Raw genomic sequence first — 16,774 nt, forward strand, 5'->3', positions numbered from 1 at the left:
GCCGCTAGGCGGATCCGCCGGGTTTGGCTACGCTCAAGCCCTATCAGGACGCGGATACCAGGAACCCTGCGATGCCTCACTGGCTGGTCATTGATCTAGAAGCCACCACCGATGAGGGTGGTTGGCCAGTAACGGAAATGGAAATCATCGAAATCGGCGCCACCCTGGTGGACCGAAAAGGCCGAGAACTGGATAGCTTTCAACGCTTCGTGCGCCCGACGCGTCGGCCTTTGCTGACGCCGTTTTGCCGGCAACTGACCCGCATCACCCAGGCCAACATCGATGCCGCGCAACCTCTGAGTGAGGTCTGGGCGTCGTTCGAACACTGGCTCGGCCAGCATCACTCGCGCCTCGAAGGTTGGGTCAGTTGGGGCGATTACGATCGCAAACAATTGGTTCAGGAGTGGGAGCGCCTGCAACTCGACAGCGCCCTGAGCCGAGTGCCGCACATGAACCTCAAACAGCGCTTTGCCAAGGCTCGCCGGCTGGAACGCCCACTGGGGCTCAACGGCGCGCTGCAACTGGCGGGTATGCAGTTCAATGGCCAACAACATCGGGCGCTGGAAGATGCGCGCAATACCGCACGATTATTGCCTCTGGTTCTTCCGTCTTAGAGAGGTGACGCCGGCATGGGCCTTGTGCATACTGGCCGGCCCTTTTTAGCCCTTTTCGAGGAATCGCCCATGTTTAAAGTCAACGAGTACTTCGACGGCACCGTCAAGTCGATCGCCTTTGGCACCGCTGAAGGTCCTGCGACCATCGGCGTCATGGCTCCGGGCGAATACGAATTCGGCACCAGCCAGCGTGAAATCATGCACGTGGTGTCCGGCGCCCTGACCGTCAAACTGCCAGACAGCAGCGACTGGGAAACCTTCGCCGCCGGCAGCCAGTTCAACGTGCCCGCCAACAGCAAGTTCCAGCTGAAAGTGGCCGTCGACACCGCTTACCTGTGCGAATACCGCGGCTAAAACCCTGGGTTTTCACAGCGACAAAAAAATGCCCGTGTCCTTGGACACGGGCATTTTTTATTCTGATTGTCTTATTCCAGGACCGTCACCGGCATACCGACTTCAAGTTGGCCATTGCCGTCGTTGACCAGGTTCTGTCCGAACATCGCACCATCGGCCTCGGCACGGTATTTCTGCAACGTGGCCAGTGGTTCGCGATCTTCGCTGCGCTCGCCGGTTTGCGGGTCGATGGTGGTCAGAATGCAGCGTGAACACGACTTGACCACGCGGAACTCGACATCGCCGATGCGGATACGCTTCCAGCCATCTTCGGCATACGCTTCGCAGCCCTCGATCACCAGATTGGGCCGAAAGCGCAGCATTTCCAGCGGACGGCCGACCTTTTGCGACAAGTCCTCCAACGAGGCCTGTCCGATCAGCAACAGCGGAAAACCATCGGCGAAGGCCACCTGATCGTCGTCCTTGCCGTAGCCGGCCTGGGTGGTCCGTGCGCGATCAAGAGGGACTTGCACCAGGCGAGTCGGTTTGCCAATGAATTCACTGACCCAGGCACCCGCCTCGTCACCGGCATCCGGCACACGCAGTGTGTCGCGCCAGATGGTCACGCCACGCAGTTCCGCGTCGCTGGCGGGTAAGGCGATATCGATCGGTGAGCGGCCCGGCGCACTGAGGGTCAAGCCACCGTCGGCATTCCACAACGCCGACAGCTGACTCATCTGCGCCACCGCACGCTGGGTCAGAAAGCGCCCACTGGCCTCGTCCACCAGCATCCAGCGTCGATCACCGTCCAGGCCCAGCTTGTCGAGGCTGACTTGCTGCAGGGTCTCGCCCTTGCCGGATTTCAACGGATAACGATAAAGCGCGCTCAGACGCAACATGGCCAGCTCCCTGGTGGGCAAAAACGCCACCCTATACGAGCTTGATCGCCGAATCAAAGGCTGACTTCAGGCCAGCCTCTTGCACCGTTATCAGGCAGGCACTTCATCGAGCATCAAGCGCTGGCGCACCACATCGATGAGTTTGTCCGGCTGGAATTTGGAGAGGAAGTTGTCGCAGCCGACCTTCTTCACCATCGAGTCATTGAAGCTGCCGGACAACGAGGTATGCAGAACCACATAAAGGCCACGCAGACGCGGATCGTTGCGGATTTCCGTGGTCAGGCGATAGCCGTCCATTTCCGGCATTTCCGCATCGGTGAAGATCATCAGCAGTTTGTCGGTCATGTTCACACCGGTATCGGCCCAGGCCTTGAGCATGTTCAGTGCCTTCAAGCCATCGCTGGCGATGTGCATCTTCACGCCCAACTGACCCAAGGTGTCACGCAATTGCGACAGGGCCACGTTCGAGTCATCCACCAGCAGCACTTCACGGCCACGGGCGCGCTCAAGAACCGGATCGTCGAGTTTGTCGCGCGATACCTTGGCGTTGTACGGGACGATTTCCGCCAGGACTTTTTCGACGTCGATGATTTCCACCAACTGATCGTCGACCTTGCTGATAGCAGTCAAATAATGCTGACGACCGGCGCTGGCCGGCGGCGGCAGAATGGCCTCCCAGTTCATGTTGACGATACGGTCCACACCACCGACCAGGAACGCCTGCACCGAACGGTTGTACTCAGTAACGATGATCGTACTGGTCGGGCTTGGCACCAGCGGACGCATACCGATGGCCTGGGACAGGTCGATCACCGGCAGGGTCTGGCCACGCAGATTAACCACGCCGCAGACAAACGGATGACGCTGGGGCATCAGGGTCAGCTTCGGCAGTTGCAGCACTTCCTGCACTTTGAACACGTTGATCGCGAACAATTGACGTCCGGCCAGCCGGAACATCAGAATTTCCAGGCGATTCTCACCCACCAGTTGCGTGCGTTGGTCTACCGTGTCGAGAATGCCGGCCATCAATGACTCCTGGGCTTGTTCTGATGAATTCACTAAAGGGGGTTATCGGCTGTTTTCGCCGGACCTTGACCCCCGTGTAAAATGCCACGACCAAACATTGATGTCACATTAACATCATGCTTTACTGGCCAGGCGATTTCATCTGCCCCATTGCCTGCCGCGAGACCTCGTTTCGTTCGGTTGGTTCCCCCGTGTAAGGGATTCCCCTAGTAACAATCAGGCCCAACCTGATATTCGCAATATCCAATAGCCATTAATGTGACGCCATTCTCATTGCATGAACGGAGTCAGGCTTTTGTGTGCGATCGCAGGTAAGTGGCCATCCACCCTATCGAGTTACCCAGCCTGCAGCCAGACAGGCCGGCGCGCGATCTCACGACGGCATGGCAATGCGGGGACTCTGATCGTCCCCGTCGACACACACGACATTCCCGCATTTGTCATGACGTTGTGGAGATAAGCATGCCGAACGATCGTAAAGAATGGGCTCACCGACTCCCTGAGTTTCTCGTCGAAGCTGAGACACTCCTGTTTAAAACCGAGGAATGCCTGAGTCATTTGCAACTGATCAGCAATGACAAGGATGCCATCGACTGCATGCTGAGCACCCTGCTCAAACTGGCCAACAAGGCCGATGCCCTCGCTCTGGCAGCCGTTTCGGAGTTTTCGTTGCACATTCATGGTTTGCTGAGCCATGCCCAGAATCACATGGATTTACACGACCAGGCCCTGAGTGCGCTGAAAGACTGCCTGACGTTGATCGCCTGGCAACTCGAGCTTATCGATCAGAAGACCGGCCAACTCAGCCTTGATGATAGCGAACAGACCTCCCTGATCGAAGCCTTTGCCTTTCAGGTCGGACACAGTCAGTTTCAACCCCCCGCTAATTCCAAACCGTTCACACTCGTTTCCTTTGCAGGTCGACAAGCCTGAATTATCGGGCCTCTATGCTGTGCTGCGATTTTTTATTGCCATGACTACCCCTCTAACTTTAGCGGGCCCATGTCGCAATTGAATATTCCATACCTGCTAACGACAACTCGAAACAAATAAACCATTCTTGCCACCCAACTTTTTCCATTATGGAACTGCTGTCCATAAACGCTTGTTTCCTGACGCTGCAGACCTATATACCAAACGCGACCAACGGTATCTTAAGTGGTATTATGCCGCCCATTAGTTGACGTCAATTAATGGCAGAGTGACTCCAGACAGAGACCCGTCATCCACGATGCCCGGTCTTCCCGCAGCGAACATCCATTGGCTCCATCCGCTATGTACGCCAGCCTCAAGTCGATCACCCTAAAGCCACCCTCCCGAAAAAACGCGCGTCTGGTGACGCTTGTGTTGTGTACCGGCTCGGCGCTTGGCTGTCTGCTGATTTATAGCCTGTCCACTCCCCTGCCGTTGAGTCTGCTGGTACTCAATATTGCGGCATTGACCTGCGTCGGGGTGCAGTATTGTCTTTCGCGCAAGTCGATAAAGTTTCAACCCCAGGAGTTGGCTGACCGGCTGTTGGAGGTTCAGGAAAACGAACGGCGCCGGCTCAGTCGGGAACTGCATGACGACATCGGCCAATTGCTGACCGCGGCAAAACTTCAAAGCGACTGGCTCAAACGCCGAATGCCCGAAGAACTTCAAGGCCAGTGTGCGGTGCTCTGCGACACGCTGGAAGAAACCCTGGCCAAAGTGCGAGACGTATCGGCCATTCTCAATCCGAGGCAGCTGACCAGTCTCGGGCTGGAAGCCAGTCTGCGGGCACATTTACTCAAGACGCTGGCCAACACGCCGGTGCACTGGAGCCTGGAATGCCATCAGCGTTTGGCCGGTATACCGGAGGAAATGACGCTGGCCGCCTTTCGAATCACCCAGGAAGCGGTGACCAATATATTGCGCCATGCCGAAGCGAAAAATCTGTTGGTCCGCCTGCAACGTCAACCTCAGGGCCTGTCGCTGTTGATCAGCGACGATGGCCTGGGTTTCGCACCAGCGACCGATCCAGGTCGTGAGGGGCAACGTGGAATGGCAGGGATGTCGGAACGGATCAATCAGTTGGGCGGCACACTGAGCGTGACCAGTGAGCCGGGCAAAGGCACTCAAATCGAAGCACTCTTCCCTTGGGCACCTCGTGCGCTCGAACGGGCCAGTACGAATAAGGTTATGCGTTGACTTGTAACTTACTTCTGGTGGATGACCACTCGCTTATCAGGGCAGGCGTGCGCGCTCTGGTGCTGGATATTCCCGGCTACGCGGTAATCGGTGAGGCCAATGACGGCTCGCAGTTGCTCGAGATGGTCGAGCAGCTGTCCCCCGACATCATCCTGCTGGATATTTCCATGAAGGAAACCAGTGGCCTTGACGCATTGCAGCGACTCAAGCGAGTACGCCCGCAGAGCAAGGTGCTGATCCTGTCGATGCACACTGATCCCGCACTCATCATGCAGGCACTGGAATCCGGTGCACATGGCTACCTGCTCAAGGACACCACGGCTACCGAGCTCGAACATGCCCTGGATGCCTTGCGTAACAACGAACGCTACCTGAGCCCGGCCATCGCCCACACCGTCATCAACCAGGCACTGACCCGAACTCAGAAAAACCAGCCGGTACCTGCAGACTCGCACAACCTGACAGCGCGTCAGCTGGAAATTCTTCGGCTGATCGTTCGCGGAAAATCCACCCGGGAAATTGCCAACGGCCTGGGCCTCAGCATCAAGACCGTTGAAACCCACCGTTCGCAGATCATGAAGCGCTTGCAGATCTACGATGTGGCGGGCCTGGTGCTGTTCGCCGTGCGCGAGCAGATCATCAGCCTGGATGATTGATCGATTGCGATGCCCCCAGCAGCGGCGAGTTTTCAGGTAGATGCACGCGCAGTGCCGCTGGACGTGTCGAGAAACGCAAGTTGTCACCTTCCAGCGGTTCGCCATCGAGGTTGATGTAGAGGCCTTCCGAGACCTTGATTTCGACCCACGGCAACCGGACTCGCACAAACATGTTGTCGATGCCGAAGCCATCCGCCAGCAGGGTTTTCAAGGTGCCGACGACTTCCTGCGGCGCAGGCAGAATACTGATGTCCAGCAGACCGTCGTCAGCCAGCGCTTCTGGACACAACACATGCCCACCGCCGGCCTGCCGGCCATTGCCGATGCCCAATGCCAACAGCTCGCCACTCCACTGGAAATCAGGCCCCTGCAACTCGCCATAGGCTGCGTGCAACTCACTGAAGCGCGATAAACCGGTGAACAGGTAAGCCGCGCCCCCGAGGATTTTTTTCAAGTCCTCCGAGGTGTTTGCCGTGACCTGACTGCCAAAACCGCCCGTGGCCATATTCAGGAACACCTGCCCGCCGACCTCCCCCAGATCAATGGCCCTCGGCGCAGCGTCGAGAAGTTCCAGCGCCTGCCCGGGCTCCAGAGGCACGCCGGCGGCACGCGCAAAATCATTGGCGGTCCCCAACGGCATCAGTACCAGACTGGCCTGCGTCGAATGCGCCGCCAAGGCTTCGGCAATATCACGCAAGGTACCGTCACCGCCACCGGCGATGATCTGCGTGTAGCCTGCCGCCAGTGCTTCATCTACCAGACGCTGTGCGTCGCCCGCTTCCCAGGTCACTCGAACGGCCAGCTCCCAACCCTGTTTGCGCTTGTCCGCAACGGCAGAACGAACCGCCTCGTTGAGCGCTTGCTTGCCATGCAGAATCAACAGCGCCTTGCGTTCGCTCATTAGTTGTCACTCCCATGATTGAATTCCGTATGGGAGATGTTGACCTCATCTCGCAACATAAAAGTCGCAAGAATTTGAATTATTTGAAGTCGAGCCGTATGGCGTCCTACAAGGCGGGACTTTTTCTTACAAGATGTGAGGAATCGGCTCAATTGACCGCCCCATGTGATTGGTACACCTTGGCGCCTGCAGTTATCAAACATCAGCAGGAACTACACAGGGACGTGCCATGCAAAGCCAAGAGATCAGGTCACCGGTCATTCCGGTTGTACCGTTCGCAGAAAAACGCGCCAATCATCAAGCTGAATTCAAAAACAGCGCAAAGCCCATTGGAGAAGCTGCTATGGAATCTCGCGTCGTTGAATTGGAGACACACCTCAAATACATCCGACGAGACATGGATGAAGTCCGTAGTGACGTCAAATCCATAAAACACAGGCTTGCCTATTCGGCTATCGGAACAGTCGTGGTCATCGGGGTTCTGGCCTGGATTGCCAACAGCCGTTTCGACCAGCTCGTGACACTCCTGGCTCACCAAGGGTAAGCCATGAACGCAAAACCCGGTTCGATCAACCGGGTTTGCGCAGTAAGCCAGCGGCAGGAGTCAGCTCAGGACTTCGCTCAGCGGGATGAAGCTCACGTAGTCACCTTCGATCAGCGTGCGTTCCTCCAGCACCTCAACCAGACCATCAGCCCAGGCAGCGCTACGCAGTACACCAGAACTCTGATTCCTGTAGATAATTGCCCGGCCATTCTCCAGACGTCCGCGCAAGTACTCGCGTCGATTGCCTGCTTTTGGCCATGCAAACCCTGCAGACACCTGAAACTTCAGGGGCTCAACCTCTTTTACACCCTGTCGGCGCAAGAGATAGGGCCTTGCCAACAAAGCAAAGGTCACCAGCGTTGAAGCCGGATTGCCTGGCAAACCAATCACAGGTACGCCGCGAAAATGCCCGAATGTCAGCGGTTTTCCGGGTTTGATGGCGAGTTTCCACAACGTCAACTCGCCCTCTTCACGCAAGGCAATGCCCAGAAAGTCAGCCTCTCCCACCGAGACACCACCGGTGGAAAGGATCAGATCGACATCTTTCAATTCACCCAGTCGAGTGCGGGTGGTCGCTAAATCATCCGGAAGAATTCCGGCATCGATCACCTCACAGCCCAGGCGCTGCAACCAACTGCACAGCAACACTCGATTGCTGTTGTAGATCTGTCCCGGCCCCAGCGCCTGACCCGGTTCAATCAGTTCATCCCCGGTGGACAGAACAGCCACGCGAACCTTGCGAATCACGTCCAGCTCTGCGCATCCCAGCGATGCAGCCAACCCCTGTTCGATCGGCCCGAGGCGCGTGCCGGCTGGCAGAATCAATTCACCAACAGTAGCTTCCTGGCCTTGAGGACGAATGTTTTGTCCTGGGGCCATGGTTTCGGTGAAACGTACTCGCTCATCCGCCTGAACCTCAGTGTTTTCCTGCATCTCGACGCAATCTGCACCGGCGGGCACTGGCGCACCAGTGAAGATTCGTGCGCAGGTACCAGGCTTCAAGGCCTCCGGAGCCTGACCGGCAAAAATCTTCTGGCTGACCACCAGTGGCTCTCCAGTCCAGTCGGCCACGCGCAAGGCATAACCGTCCATGGCACTGTTGGGCCAAGGTGGCAGATCAAGCGTCGAGATCAGATCATCGGCCAGCACCCGGCCCTGAACCTGCGCCAATGGCAAGCGTTCACGCTCACGAATCGGTGAGGCTTCGGCCATTGCCAGCAAGCGTGCCAGTGCCACTTCGACAGCCATCAGACTGCCAGTCTTGCCTGGCTTACCCGCGGGATTCACAGGGTGCCGCCTGTTTGAGATGAGCGACGAAATTGCACGGACGGTGCCGTGAATCCAGCTGCTCGGCAAGAATGCCATCCCAACCGGTGCGCACGGCATTGGTCGAACCTGGCAAGCAGCAGACCAGCGTGCCATTAGCCAGGCCGGCCAGGGCACGGGACTGAACAGTAGAGGTGCCAATATCCGCCACCGAAATCTGCCTGAACAGCTCACCAAAACCGTCGACTTGTTTGTCCAGCAGGCAACTTACCGCTTCCGGAGTGCTGTCGCGTCCCGTGAAACCGGTGCCGCCAGTGATCAGCACCACCTGCACGACATCGTCGGCAATCCAGTTGGCGACTTGCGCGCGAATTTTGTAGAGATCATCTTTGAGCAGAACCCGGGCCGCCAGGTTATGGCCGGCAGCGCTCAAACCGTCGACGAAGACCTGGCCTGAGGTATCGGTTTCCAGGGTACGGGTATCGCTGACCGTCAGCACCGCGATGTTGAGCGGTGCGAAAGGTACATCAGCCTTGGCTTTCATAGGCTCATCCAGTTGTAGGAGAAACAGCCCGGTGTTATATCACAGCGCCTCATTTTTTCGCCGCCCCCATGGAGACCTGCCATGACCTCGAATACACATTTGCCGCCCTGTTCCATTCTGCTCCTGGCCGGTGGTCGTGGCCAACGCATGGGCGGTCAGGACAAAGGGCTGCTGGAATGGCATGGCGAGCCATTGATTGCCCACTTGCACCGCAAGACCCGTTCACTGAGCGATGACCTGATCATCTCCTGCAACAGAAACCTGGAAAAGTACGCGCCCTACGCCGACCAGCTGGTTCATGACGATGAGGGCGACTTTCCTGGCCCCCTGGCCGGTATTCGCGCAGGCCTGAAGGCCGCCCGCCATACGCATCTGCTAGTACTGCCGTGTGACGTACCGCGCATCGACGCCGCACTACTCAACAGCATGCGCGACTCCGCCAACCAGCATCCGGACCAACCGCTGATGCTGCGCCATGGCGAACACTGGGAACCTCTGCTGTGCATTATCCCCGTGGCGCTCTCGGCCGATTTCGACAGTGCCTGGAACGACGGCGAACGCAGCCCGGGTCGCCTCATGCGCAAACTGGGCGCTACCGCCCTGCAATGCCCCGACAATGACCCACGCCTGGCCAACCTCAACACGCCAGAACTGTTAAGTGCCCACAACACTGTGTCAGACTGACAGGAGAAGGAACTTGCGCTCGCTGTACACGTCTCAAGCACAGTAACCAAAAGAATTCATATTCGGAGACACACTCATGACTCAACGGACCCTCGCCACTTTCATGCTCGCACTGGGCCTCGCTACCCTCGCCGGTTGCGCATCGCCTGCAGTGATCACCTTGAATGACGGTCGAGAAATCCAGGCTGTCGACGCGCCAAAGTTCGATAAGGATTCGGGTTTCTACGAATTCGAACAACTGGATGGCAAGCAGACCCGCATCAACAAGGATCAGGTTCGTACCGTCAAAGAGCTGTAATTTTTGCGGTGACAACCGGATTTGAAAAAGCCCGCTTTATGCGGGCTTTTTTTCGTGGCTGAAGATCAGCAGATTCGCAGAACTTCGTGATCACCACTCCAGAGTGATGGTGCTTTCGAATGCTCTTTCCTGGCCGGTGACCGGGTCCACAAACCGTAGCCCCTGAGCGAGCAGTTTCAAAGGATTGGCATAGTCATCCTCAACATCCTTGAGTACCTGCGGATAAAACGGGTCGTTGCAGATGCTGGCGCCCAAGGCTGTCATGTGCACCCGCAACTGATGCTTCTTGCCCGTCACCGGGTAAAGCGCATAACGCCAGAGGTCACCGTTCTTCTCCCTGACGTCGACCGCCGTCTCGGTATTGCTGACGCCCGGACCTTCCTGCATGCGGAAGAAAGGCTCACCATCGATGAGCCGACTCTTATGGACCAATGGAAAAGAGAGTTCAGGCAACGCTCGCGCAATTGCCTCGTAGCGCTTTTCGATCTGCCGCGTAGGAAACAACGACTGATAGGCAGAACGGCTCTGAGGGTTGGCGGAAAACAGCACCAGCCCCGCTGTGTGCCGGTCAATGCGATGCAAAGGCACCAGATGTGGGTTATCGAGTCGACGGATCAGCCGTCGCAACAGGGTCTGCTCCACGTACTCACCCGCCGGCGTCACTGGCAGAAAATGCGGCTTGTCCGCCACGACCAGATGCTCATCCGCGTACAGAATCGACTCGACCACCGGGATCGGCTTTTCGTCCGGCACCTCACGGAAATAATGAATCCGCAAGCCTTCCTTGTAAGGCAGATCAAGGGCGATCGGCATGCCGTGACCGTCGAGGACACGACCGCGAGCGATTCTGTCCAGCCATTGTTCACGACCGATGGCGCTGAAGTGTTCGCACAGACAATCGAGTACGGTCTGCCACGGACCAGGCGGCAAGTAGAGCGTGCTGGCCTGGTTGTGTGCAGCAGAAAAAGATGAAGTGGACATACGAAAGTTCTAACCCTCAATACAGGGCGGCATTATCCAACAGCGGCCGGAACGAACCTAGAAGAGAATCCTCAAGCCGGTATCTGCGTGCGCGCTGCCGCTTCGGTGAACTCCTTGAGCCAGCGCAGCACATCGACTGCCTCCCAGCGACCAGGATCATAAAGCGCATACAACAAGCCCTGATAGCCCACGACATCCAGCTGCCGGTGATAACCCGCACGCTGGAACAAGGCTTCGATTTCGGCGAAACAGGTATTGAAATGCAGTTTATTGAAGGGAGTTTTTCCTTCTGTCACCAGGCCATCCAGACGCAATTCGAGGACAGCCTCGCGCACCACGTCCGCCGACATCCGGTTCACGCTGTTCTTCAATTGTTCGACATTGACCACGATTCATCCCTCTCACGCCCGGACCGCCTGCCCAAACCCGAAAACAAGGGGTACAAGGCAGGCATCACGAATAACTGTATGCGCATACAGTATCCGATCAGTACCGGTAAAGCCAAGGGGATCCATCGCAAAGTTCGACAGGCGGAACATCGCCACCGCAACCACCGCTTAACGCAGGAACGCCACTACCTGATCGGCACTGAACGGCCAGCCCAGCTCAGCGCCAGTATCGACCCGCCGTAATATCGGAATACGCAGACTGTAAGCTTCGAACCATGTTTCGTCGTCCGCGATATCCACCAGTTCCACCAGCAGACCGCGCTCGACAAATTCCATCAGCATGGCTTCTGCCACTTCACAGAGATGACACCCAAGGGTGCCGAACAGCTGACATTCAGGAAGCATGAGCGCTCAACCGAAAAAATTAAGTCATCATTCTAGGCCTGCCCCGAAAAGCCGTCGAGCCATTGAATGCTCTACCCTTGAGCCATAACGGCAACGGATCGCGGCAATACGCTGACGCACATCAGTCGTCTTCAATACTCATTGCGCGATGCTCACGGATTATTTGCCTCTACGCTTGAATTGCCAGCGTCCATCACCGGAGTTTTTGTGTTTGCCAATCTGTTGATCATCTTCGCCTCCTCCCTGGTGGTGATTGCACTGTTCCAGCGCCTGCGATTGCCACCGGTGCTGGGCTACTTGTGCGTGGGGCTGATCGTCGGGCCAACTGCATTCAGCTGGGTGAATGAAAGCGAAGAACTGCCGGACCTCGCCGAGTTGGGCGTGGTGTTTCTGCTGTTCTCCCTTGGGCTGGAGTTTTCCCTGTCGAAAATGCTCGCGTTGCGCCGAGTGGTGTTTGGGCTTGGCAGTCTGCAGGTGCTGTGCTCCGGGATGCTGTTAGGGGGTTTGCTGATGCTGCTCGGCATGCCGATCACGCCTGCGCTGTTACTCGGCGCCGGCCTGTCGCTGTCTTCCACGGCCATTGTCAGTAAAGAGCTGAGCAGTCTCGGCGAGATTTTCAGCAGTCACGGCCAGAATGCCATTGCCGTGTTGTTGTTCCAGGACGTCGTGGCGGTATTGCTGCTGACCCTGGTGCCGGTGTTCGCCGGCAGCAGTGACCAGGCCTGGTATTGGGCGCTGCCACTGACGCTGGGTAAAACCGTCGTACTGTTCGTCGGTCTGCTGCTGGCCAGTCGCTGGTTGCTGCCGCGGCTGTTCCATGAAGTGGCGGCTGCCCGTTCCCCGGAACTGTTCGTGCTACTGGCGCTGGTGATTGTTCTGCTGACGGCATGGCTGACGCACCTGCTCGGTCTCTCCCCTGCCTTGGGTGCGTTTCTCGCCGGCATGCTGCTGGGAGAAAGCCACTACCGGCATCAGATCGAGGCCGACATCCGCCCGTTCCGCGACATCCTGCTCGGGTTGTTCTTCGTCAGTATCGGCATGCTGATCGACTTGCAGTTGTTCGCCAGCCACGGCCTGCTGATTCTCGGCCTGACCCTGGGGTTGTTGGTGCTCAAGGGCAGCGTCGTTGCGCTGCTGGTGAAATGGCGTGGCAGCGATGGCGAAACCGCTTGGCGTAGCGGCCTGGCATTGGCCCAGGGCGGCGAGTTCTGCTTTGCGCTGATGGCACAGATGCAGCAGAACAAATTGATGCCCGCGGATTTTGGCGGCCTGCTGCTGGCGGCGACCTTCTGTTCGATGCTCGTCACGCCGTTGTTGCTGCGCGCCGCACCCCGCATCGCCACACGCCTGCACCGCAAACCCAACGAAGAAGCAAAACTCGAAGAAATCAGCGCGCTCAATGCCGGGTTACACAACCATGTCGTTATATGTGGCTATGGTCGTGTGGGTCAGTCAATCGGACGCGCGCTACGCAACGCGCAGCAACCCTATATCGCACTGGATAATGATCCGGTGCGTGTCCAGGAAGCCGCCGTGGGTGAAACCTGTGTGCATTATGGCGACTCACGCCGCGGTGAACTGCTGGTCGCGATAGGGCTGGAGCGCGCCAGGCTGCTGGTGATCGCCGTGGATCAGAGCGACATCGCGTTGCTGATCCTCAAGGAAGCGCGGCGACTCAACGCGACCGTACCGATTCTGGTGCGCACGCGCGACGACAGCCAACTGGCCGAATTGAAGGCAGCCGGCGCCAGCGAAGTCGTGCCCGAACTGCTGGAGTCGAGCCTGATGCTCGCCTCCCACGCGCTGATCATGCTGGGATTACCCGCGTATCAGGTACAGGAGCGGGCCGACCAGATTCGGCACGACCGCTATCGTCTGCTGCACGGTTTCTATCCAGGCGCTGACGACGAAGAGACCTAGTCCTGGCTGACGGCGCCAATCTTGTGCACCGACAAGTCAGCGCCGTAATACTCTTCTTCCTGACTCAGGCGCAGACCATGGAACGCCTTGATCGCGCCATACACGGCAAAGCCGCCGGCCAGCGCCACGACCACCCCCAGTGCGGTGCCGATCAATTGGCTGATCAGACTCACCCCGCCCAGCCCACCCAACGCGCTCTGGCCGAAGATGCCGCAGGCGATCCCGCCCCAGACGCCGCACAAACCATGCAACGGCCAAACGCCCAACACATCGTCGATGCGCCATTTGACTTGAGCCGCGGTGAAGCACCAGACAAACAGTGCGCCAGCAATAACGCCCGTGATCAGCGCGCCCACCGGGTGCATCAGATCGGAACCGGCACAGATCGCCACCAGTCCGGCCAGCGGGCCGTTATGCAGAAAGCCCGGGTCATTGCGCCCGACGATCAGCGCCGCCACGGTACCGCCGACCATGGCCATCAGCGAGTTCACCGCCACCAGTCCGCTGACACCTTGCAGGGTTTGCGCGCTCATCACGTTGAAACCGAACCAGCCAACGATCAGGATCCACGACCCCAGCGCCAAAAAGGGAATGCTCGAGGGCGCGAACGCCACCAGTCGCCCTTCGCGATAACGACCATTGCGCGGCCCGAGCAACAACACCGCCGCCAGGGCCAGCCAACCGCCCATGGCGTGAACCACTACCGAGCCGGCGAAATCATGGAAGCTGGCGCCAAAGCGCTCCAGCAACCAGGCTTGCAGGCCAAAGTTGCCATTCCAGATCATGCCCTCGAAGAACGGATAGATGAACGCCACGATCAGTGCCGTCGCACACAACTGCGGGACGAAGCGGGCACGCTCGGCGATGCCACCGGAAATGATCGCGGGTATCGCCGCAGCAAAGGTCAGCAGGAAGAAAAACTTCACCAGCCCATAGCCATGATCAGCATTGATCACGGCCGCCGGTTGCATGAAGGTCACCCCATAGGAAATCCAATAGCCTATAAAGAAGTAGGCCAGGGTCGAAATGGCGAAATCGCTGAGGATCTTCGACAAGGCATTGACCTGGTTCTTTTGTCGAACCGTGCCGACTTCAAGAAAGGCGAAACCGGCGTGCATCGCCAGCACCATGACCGCGCCGATCAGAATGAACAACGTATTGGAGCTATGGACCAGACTGTCCACAGCGCTTTGCAGATTTTCCATGGGGTTGGCAGACCTGAAGGCTAAAAAAGCACCAAAGCAGTTCGCGCAGACAATTCATGCACCAAGTTGCGACTTGCCGGGATCAGCAGATTGATCCCGATGAGCCACTTTGGCGCACAAGGTTGGAACCTTTGCGCGAGTTTTCATTATTTGAGATAAGGTTTTGCTCGAATCCTGCCCAGCAACAGCGCAACGGCGCAGGCAGACGCACCATGACATAGCAAAAGTTGTACCAGTCATTTGTACTGAACCTTCGCGCAAGGCTCATACTCGAACGCTTCAGAAGCCACTTACGGAGATCCACCCATGGCCAGCATCAAGGCAAAGACTGCTCAAGAAATCCTGATGAACGATTTTCAGACCCTGGTCAGCGACACCGAACGCTTGCTGGAACACACCGCAACGCTCGCCGGCGATCAGGCTGATGAGCTGCGCGAGCAAATCCACGACAGTCTGCTGCGTGCGCGCGAAACCTTGAAACTGACCGAAGACTCCCTGCGCGAACGCAGCAAGGCCGCCGTTACCGCCACCGAAGACTATGTCCAGGCCAACCCATGGCAATCGGTCGGGATCGCGGCCGGCGTGGGTTTCCTGCTTGGCTTGCTGGCCACTCGGCGCTGATATGGCGATCGGCGAATCCGGCTCGTCCGCGACGGGCCCAAGCTCCTCACCGCGGCGCCTGGGTGCCGCTTTTCTTGGACTGCTGCACAGCCATGTCGAACTGTTCGGCATCGAATTGCAGGAACAAAAAGCCCGCACGGTAAGCCTGTTGCTATTCGCAGGCCTGGCGCTGGTTTTTGCCTTGCTGTTGCTGGTGGGGTTGTCGACGCTGGTGTTGATCCTGTTTTGGGACACCTACCGCCTGGCGGCCATCATCGGGCTCTGTGTTTTCTACACACTGGCGGCCATTTTCTGTGCGATGCGCTTGAGAGCGGCGATTTTCGATGAATCCTCGCCCTTCCACGGCACCCTGGAAGAGTTGGCCAACGATCGGGAGCGCCTGCTGCCATGAGCCTGCCTGAACTGCCTCACAACAGCTCGCGCACCGAAATGCGCAAGGCGCTGATTCGCCTGCGCATGGAAATGCATCGCCAGGAAATCCGCCACGAATCCGCGCAACTGCTGCAACCCTTGCGGCGCGTGCGCGGGATGACGCAAAACCTGCAAGATGGCTTCGGCATCAAGCACGCTCCACTCTGGGGCGTGGCAGCCGTCACCTTGCTGGGCTTTCTGACGGGTAAGGGCGCCAAGAGCGGTGGCGTCAGCAGCCTCACTCGACTGGTTCGTCTGGGCGCCACGCTGGGGCCATTGATCAAGCTGGTCATGCAAGGCTCTTCGCGTAACCCCTAAGGCCGTTATCTGGCTGTTCACTTAGGGTTGGGGTACATATCCGTTTCTGCGGTCACGGCGGCTGGCGGTTTCGCTTTTACAGCGAGTCACTTGGAAAAGCCCCAAGTAACCAAGGGCTCCTGCCCCGCCATTCGGTGCCTCGCCCAGGCTCGGCATGCCCTCACTCCGGCATTGCTCCGGGGGCCCGCCGCCATCGGCCATCCATGGCCGGGGGCGGCTACCGCGGCATCCTTGCCGCGGTGCCCCCTGCGCAACGCCTGCGTTCGGCCTCTGGGAAAGGGGCGGCAGATCTGAAGCCAAAGCAAAGCAACGGCAACGGCAACGGCAACGGCAAGATCAAAAGATCGCAGCCTCGTTTCACTCGACAGCTCCTACCGGGGAGAGGGGATGCACGCACGCTCCTTACCACTCAACAGGCCGAGCGTTAGCTCGCCTGCAGCTTTTGATCTCGATGCACCGCCCCCTCGAGAGGCCGAGTGGAGGTTCTGCGCAGTGGGCAACCCGGCATCCCGGCCATGGATGGCCGATGGCGGCGGGCCCACGGAGCAGGACCGGAGCGAGGGCATGCCGAGCCACAGCGAGGCACCGAA

At 58.2% G+C, this 16,774-nt stretch carries 21 protein-coding genes; 12 read left to right on the plus strand and 9 right to left on the minus strand.

Features of this window, described 5'->3' with window-relative positions:
- Positions 1–71: 71 nt before the first annotated feature.
- Together ASC74_RS16140 and ppnP are read left to right on the plus strand one after the other, a co-directional pair.
- On the plus strand, positions 72–614 hold the full coding sequence (locus tag ASC74_RS16140; protein WP_056742408.1) for an exonuclease domain-containing protein: 543 nt from the start codon (positions 72–74) through the stop codon (positions 612–614).
- Positions 615–683: 69 nt separating this feature from the next.
- Entirely contained in the window at positions 684–968 is a 285-nt protein-coding gene (gene ppnP, locus ASC74_RS16145) for a pyrimidine/purine nucleoside phosphorylase (protein WP_007940055.1), read from the plus strand.
- A gap of 71 nt (positions 969–1,039) precedes the next feature.
- On the opposite strand, the gene ASC74_RS16150 is transcribed toward ppnP, so the two are convergent.
- Together ASC74_RS16150 and ASC74_RS16155 are read right to left on the minus strand one after the other, a co-directional pair.
- Positions 1,040–1,846, minus strand: a complete 807-nt coding sequence (locus tag ASC74_RS16150; protein WP_056742409.1) for an MOSC domain-containing protein — start codon at positions 1,844–1,846, stop codon at positions 1,040–1,042.
- Positions 1,847–1,936: 90 nt separating this feature from the next.
- On the minus strand, positions 1,937–2,872 hold the full coding sequence (locus tag ASC74_RS16155; RefSeq protein WP_056742410.1) for a chemotaxis protein CheV: 936 nt from the start codon (positions 2,870–2,872) through the stop codon (positions 1,937–1,939).
- Positions 2,873–3,334: 462 nt separating this feature from the next.
- Between ASC74_RS16155 and ASC74_RS16160 the strand changes: the two genes are divergently transcribed.
- From ASC74_RS16160 to ASC74_RS16170, 3 genes are all read left to right on the plus strand, one after another.
- Positions 3,335–3,805: a hypothetical protein gene (locus tag ASC74_RS16160; protein WP_056742411.1), complete on the plus strand. Its 471-nt coding sequence runs from the start codon at positions 3,335–3,337 to the stop codon at positions 3,803–3,805.
- 342 nt (positions 3,806–4,147) lie between these two features.
- Positions 4,148–5,041, plus strand: a complete 894-nt coding sequence (locus tag ASC74_RS16165; RefSeq protein WP_056742412.1) for a sensor histidine kinase — start codon at positions 4,148–4,150, stop codon at positions 5,039–5,041.
- Complete coding sequence (locus ASC74_RS16170; RefSeq protein WP_056742414.1) at positions 5,038–5,697, plus strand: response regulator transcription factor; 660 nt, start codon at positions 5,038–5,040, stop codon at positions 5,695–5,697. Before ASC74_RS16165 ends, ASC74_RS16170 begins: the two co-directional genes overlap by 4 nt.
- On the opposite strand, the gene yegS is transcribed toward ASC74_RS16170, so the two are convergent.
- Positions 5,681–6,598: a lipid kinase YegS gene (gene yegS, locus ASC74_RS16175; RefSeq protein ID WP_056742416.1), complete on the minus strand. Its 918-nt coding sequence runs from the start codon at positions 6,596–6,598 to the stop codon at positions 5,681–5,683. The genes ASC74_RS16170 and yegS overlap by 17 nt on opposite strands.
- Before the next feature lie 229 nt (positions 6,599–6,827).
- On the opposite strand from yegS, the gene ASC74_RS16180 reads away from it, so the two are divergent.
- A complete protein-coding gene (locus tag ASC74_RS16180) occupies positions 6,828–7,142 on the plus strand; it encodes a hypothetical protein (protein ID WP_056742419.1) in 315 nt (104 codons plus the stop codon).
- Positions 7,143–7,202: 60 nt separating this feature from the next.
- On the opposite strand, the gene ASC74_RS16185 is transcribed toward ASC74_RS16180, so the two are convergent.
- Entirely contained in the window at positions 7,203–8,429 is a 1,227-nt protein-coding gene (locus ASC74_RS16185) for a molybdopterin molybdotransferase MoeA (protein ID WP_056742421.1), read from the minus strand.
- On the minus strand, positions 8,413–8,952 hold the full coding sequence (gene moaB, locus ASC74_RS16190) for a molybdenum cofactor biosynthesis protein B (RefSeq protein WP_046049182.1): 540 nt from the start codon (positions 8,950–8,952) through the stop codon (positions 8,413–8,415). Before moaB ends, ASC74_RS16185 begins: the two co-directional genes overlap by 17 nt.
- Before the next feature lie 81 nt (positions 8,953–9,033).
- Here moaB and mobA point away from each other — a divergent pair, with 81 nt between their 5' ends.
- Together mobA and ASC74_RS16200 are read left to right on the plus strand one after the other, a co-directional pair.
- Complete coding sequence (mobA, locus tag ASC74_RS16195) at positions 9,034–9,636, plus strand: molybdenum cofactor guanylyltransferase MobA (RefSeq protein WP_056742422.1); 603 nt, start codon at positions 9,034–9,036, stop codon at positions 9,634–9,636.
- Positions 9,637–9,712: 76 nt separating this feature from the next.
- Positions 9,713–9,934 carry a YgdI/YgdR family lipoprotein gene (locus ASC74_RS16200; protein WP_056742424.1) on the plus strand — a complete coding sequence of 74 codons (222 nt, stop codon included), beginning with the start codon at positions 9,713–9,715 and terminating at the stop codon, positions 9,932–9,934.
- A gap of 90 nt (positions 9,935–10,024) precedes the next feature.
- On the opposite strand, the gene ASC74_RS16205 is transcribed toward ASC74_RS16200, so the two are convergent.
- The 3 genes from ASC74_RS16205 to ASC74_RS16215 all read right to left on the minus strand — a co-directional run bounded on the left by ASC74_RS16205 (position 10,025) and on the right by ASC74_RS16215 (position 11,709).
- Positions 10,025–10,915 (minus strand): pseudouridine synthase, encoded by an 891-nt coding sequence (locus ASC74_RS16205; protein ID WP_056742426.1) that lies wholly within the window; start codon positions 10,913–10,915, stop codon positions 10,025–10,027.
- Between the two features lie 71 nt (positions 10,916–10,986).
- Complete coding sequence (locus ASC74_RS16210) at positions 10,987–11,304, minus strand: hypothetical protein (RefSeq protein WP_008145883.1); 318 nt, start codon at positions 11,302–11,304, stop codon at positions 10,987–10,989.
- Positions 11,305–11,472: 168 nt separating this feature from the next.
- Positions 11,473–11,709, minus strand: a complete 237-nt coding sequence (locus ASC74_RS16215; protein WP_046049177.1) for a glutaredoxin family protein — start codon at positions 11,707–11,709, stop codon at positions 11,473–11,475.
- A gap of 207 nt (positions 11,710–11,916) precedes the next feature.
- Here ASC74_RS16215 and ASC74_RS16220 point away from each other — a divergent pair, with 207 nt between their 5' ends.
- Complete coding sequence (locus ASC74_RS16220) at positions 11,917–13,629, plus strand: cation:proton antiporter (protein ID WP_056742429.1); 1,713 nt, start codon at positions 11,917–11,919, stop codon at positions 13,627–13,629.
- Here ASC74_RS16220 and ASC74_RS16225 read toward each other — a convergent pair.
- A complete protein-coding gene (locus ASC74_RS16225) occupies positions 13,626–14,834 on the minus strand; it encodes an ammonium transporter (protein ID WP_056742431.1) in 1,209 nt (402 codons plus the stop codon). The genes ASC74_RS16220 and ASC74_RS16225 overlap by 4 nt on opposite strands.
- Positions 14,835–15,140: 306 nt before the next feature.
- On the opposite strand from ASC74_RS16225, the gene ASC74_RS16230 reads away from it, so the two are divergent.
- Genes ASC74_RS16230 through ASC74_RS16240 form a run of 3 tightly spaced genes read left to right on the plus strand, consistent with a single transcriptional unit; the run spans position 15,141 to position 16,184 of the window.
- Positions 15,141–15,455: a DUF883 family protein gene (locus ASC74_RS16230; RefSeq protein ID WP_046049174.1), complete on the plus strand. Its 315-nt coding sequence runs from the start codon at positions 15,141–15,143 to the stop codon at positions 15,453–15,455.
- A 1-nt stretch (position 15,456) separates the two neighbouring features.
- Positions 15,457–15,846, plus strand: a complete 390-nt coding sequence (locus tag ASC74_RS16235; RefSeq protein WP_008145878.1) for a phage holin family protein — start codon at positions 15,457–15,459, stop codon at positions 15,844–15,846.
- A complete protein-coding gene (locus ASC74_RS16240; RefSeq protein ID WP_056742433.1) occupies positions 15,843–16,184 on the plus strand; it encodes a hypothetical protein in 342 nt (113 codons plus the stop codon). Before ASC74_RS16235 ends, ASC74_RS16240 begins: the two co-directional genes overlap by 4 nt.
- Positions 16,185–16,774 lie beyond the last annotated feature (590 nt).

Source organism: Pseudomonas sp. Root329 (assembly GCF_001424925.1).
GTDB classification, from domain to species: Bacteria; Pseudomonadota; Gammaproteobacteria; order Pseudomonadales; family Pseudomonadaceae; genus Aquipseudomonas; species Aquipseudomonas arabinosi.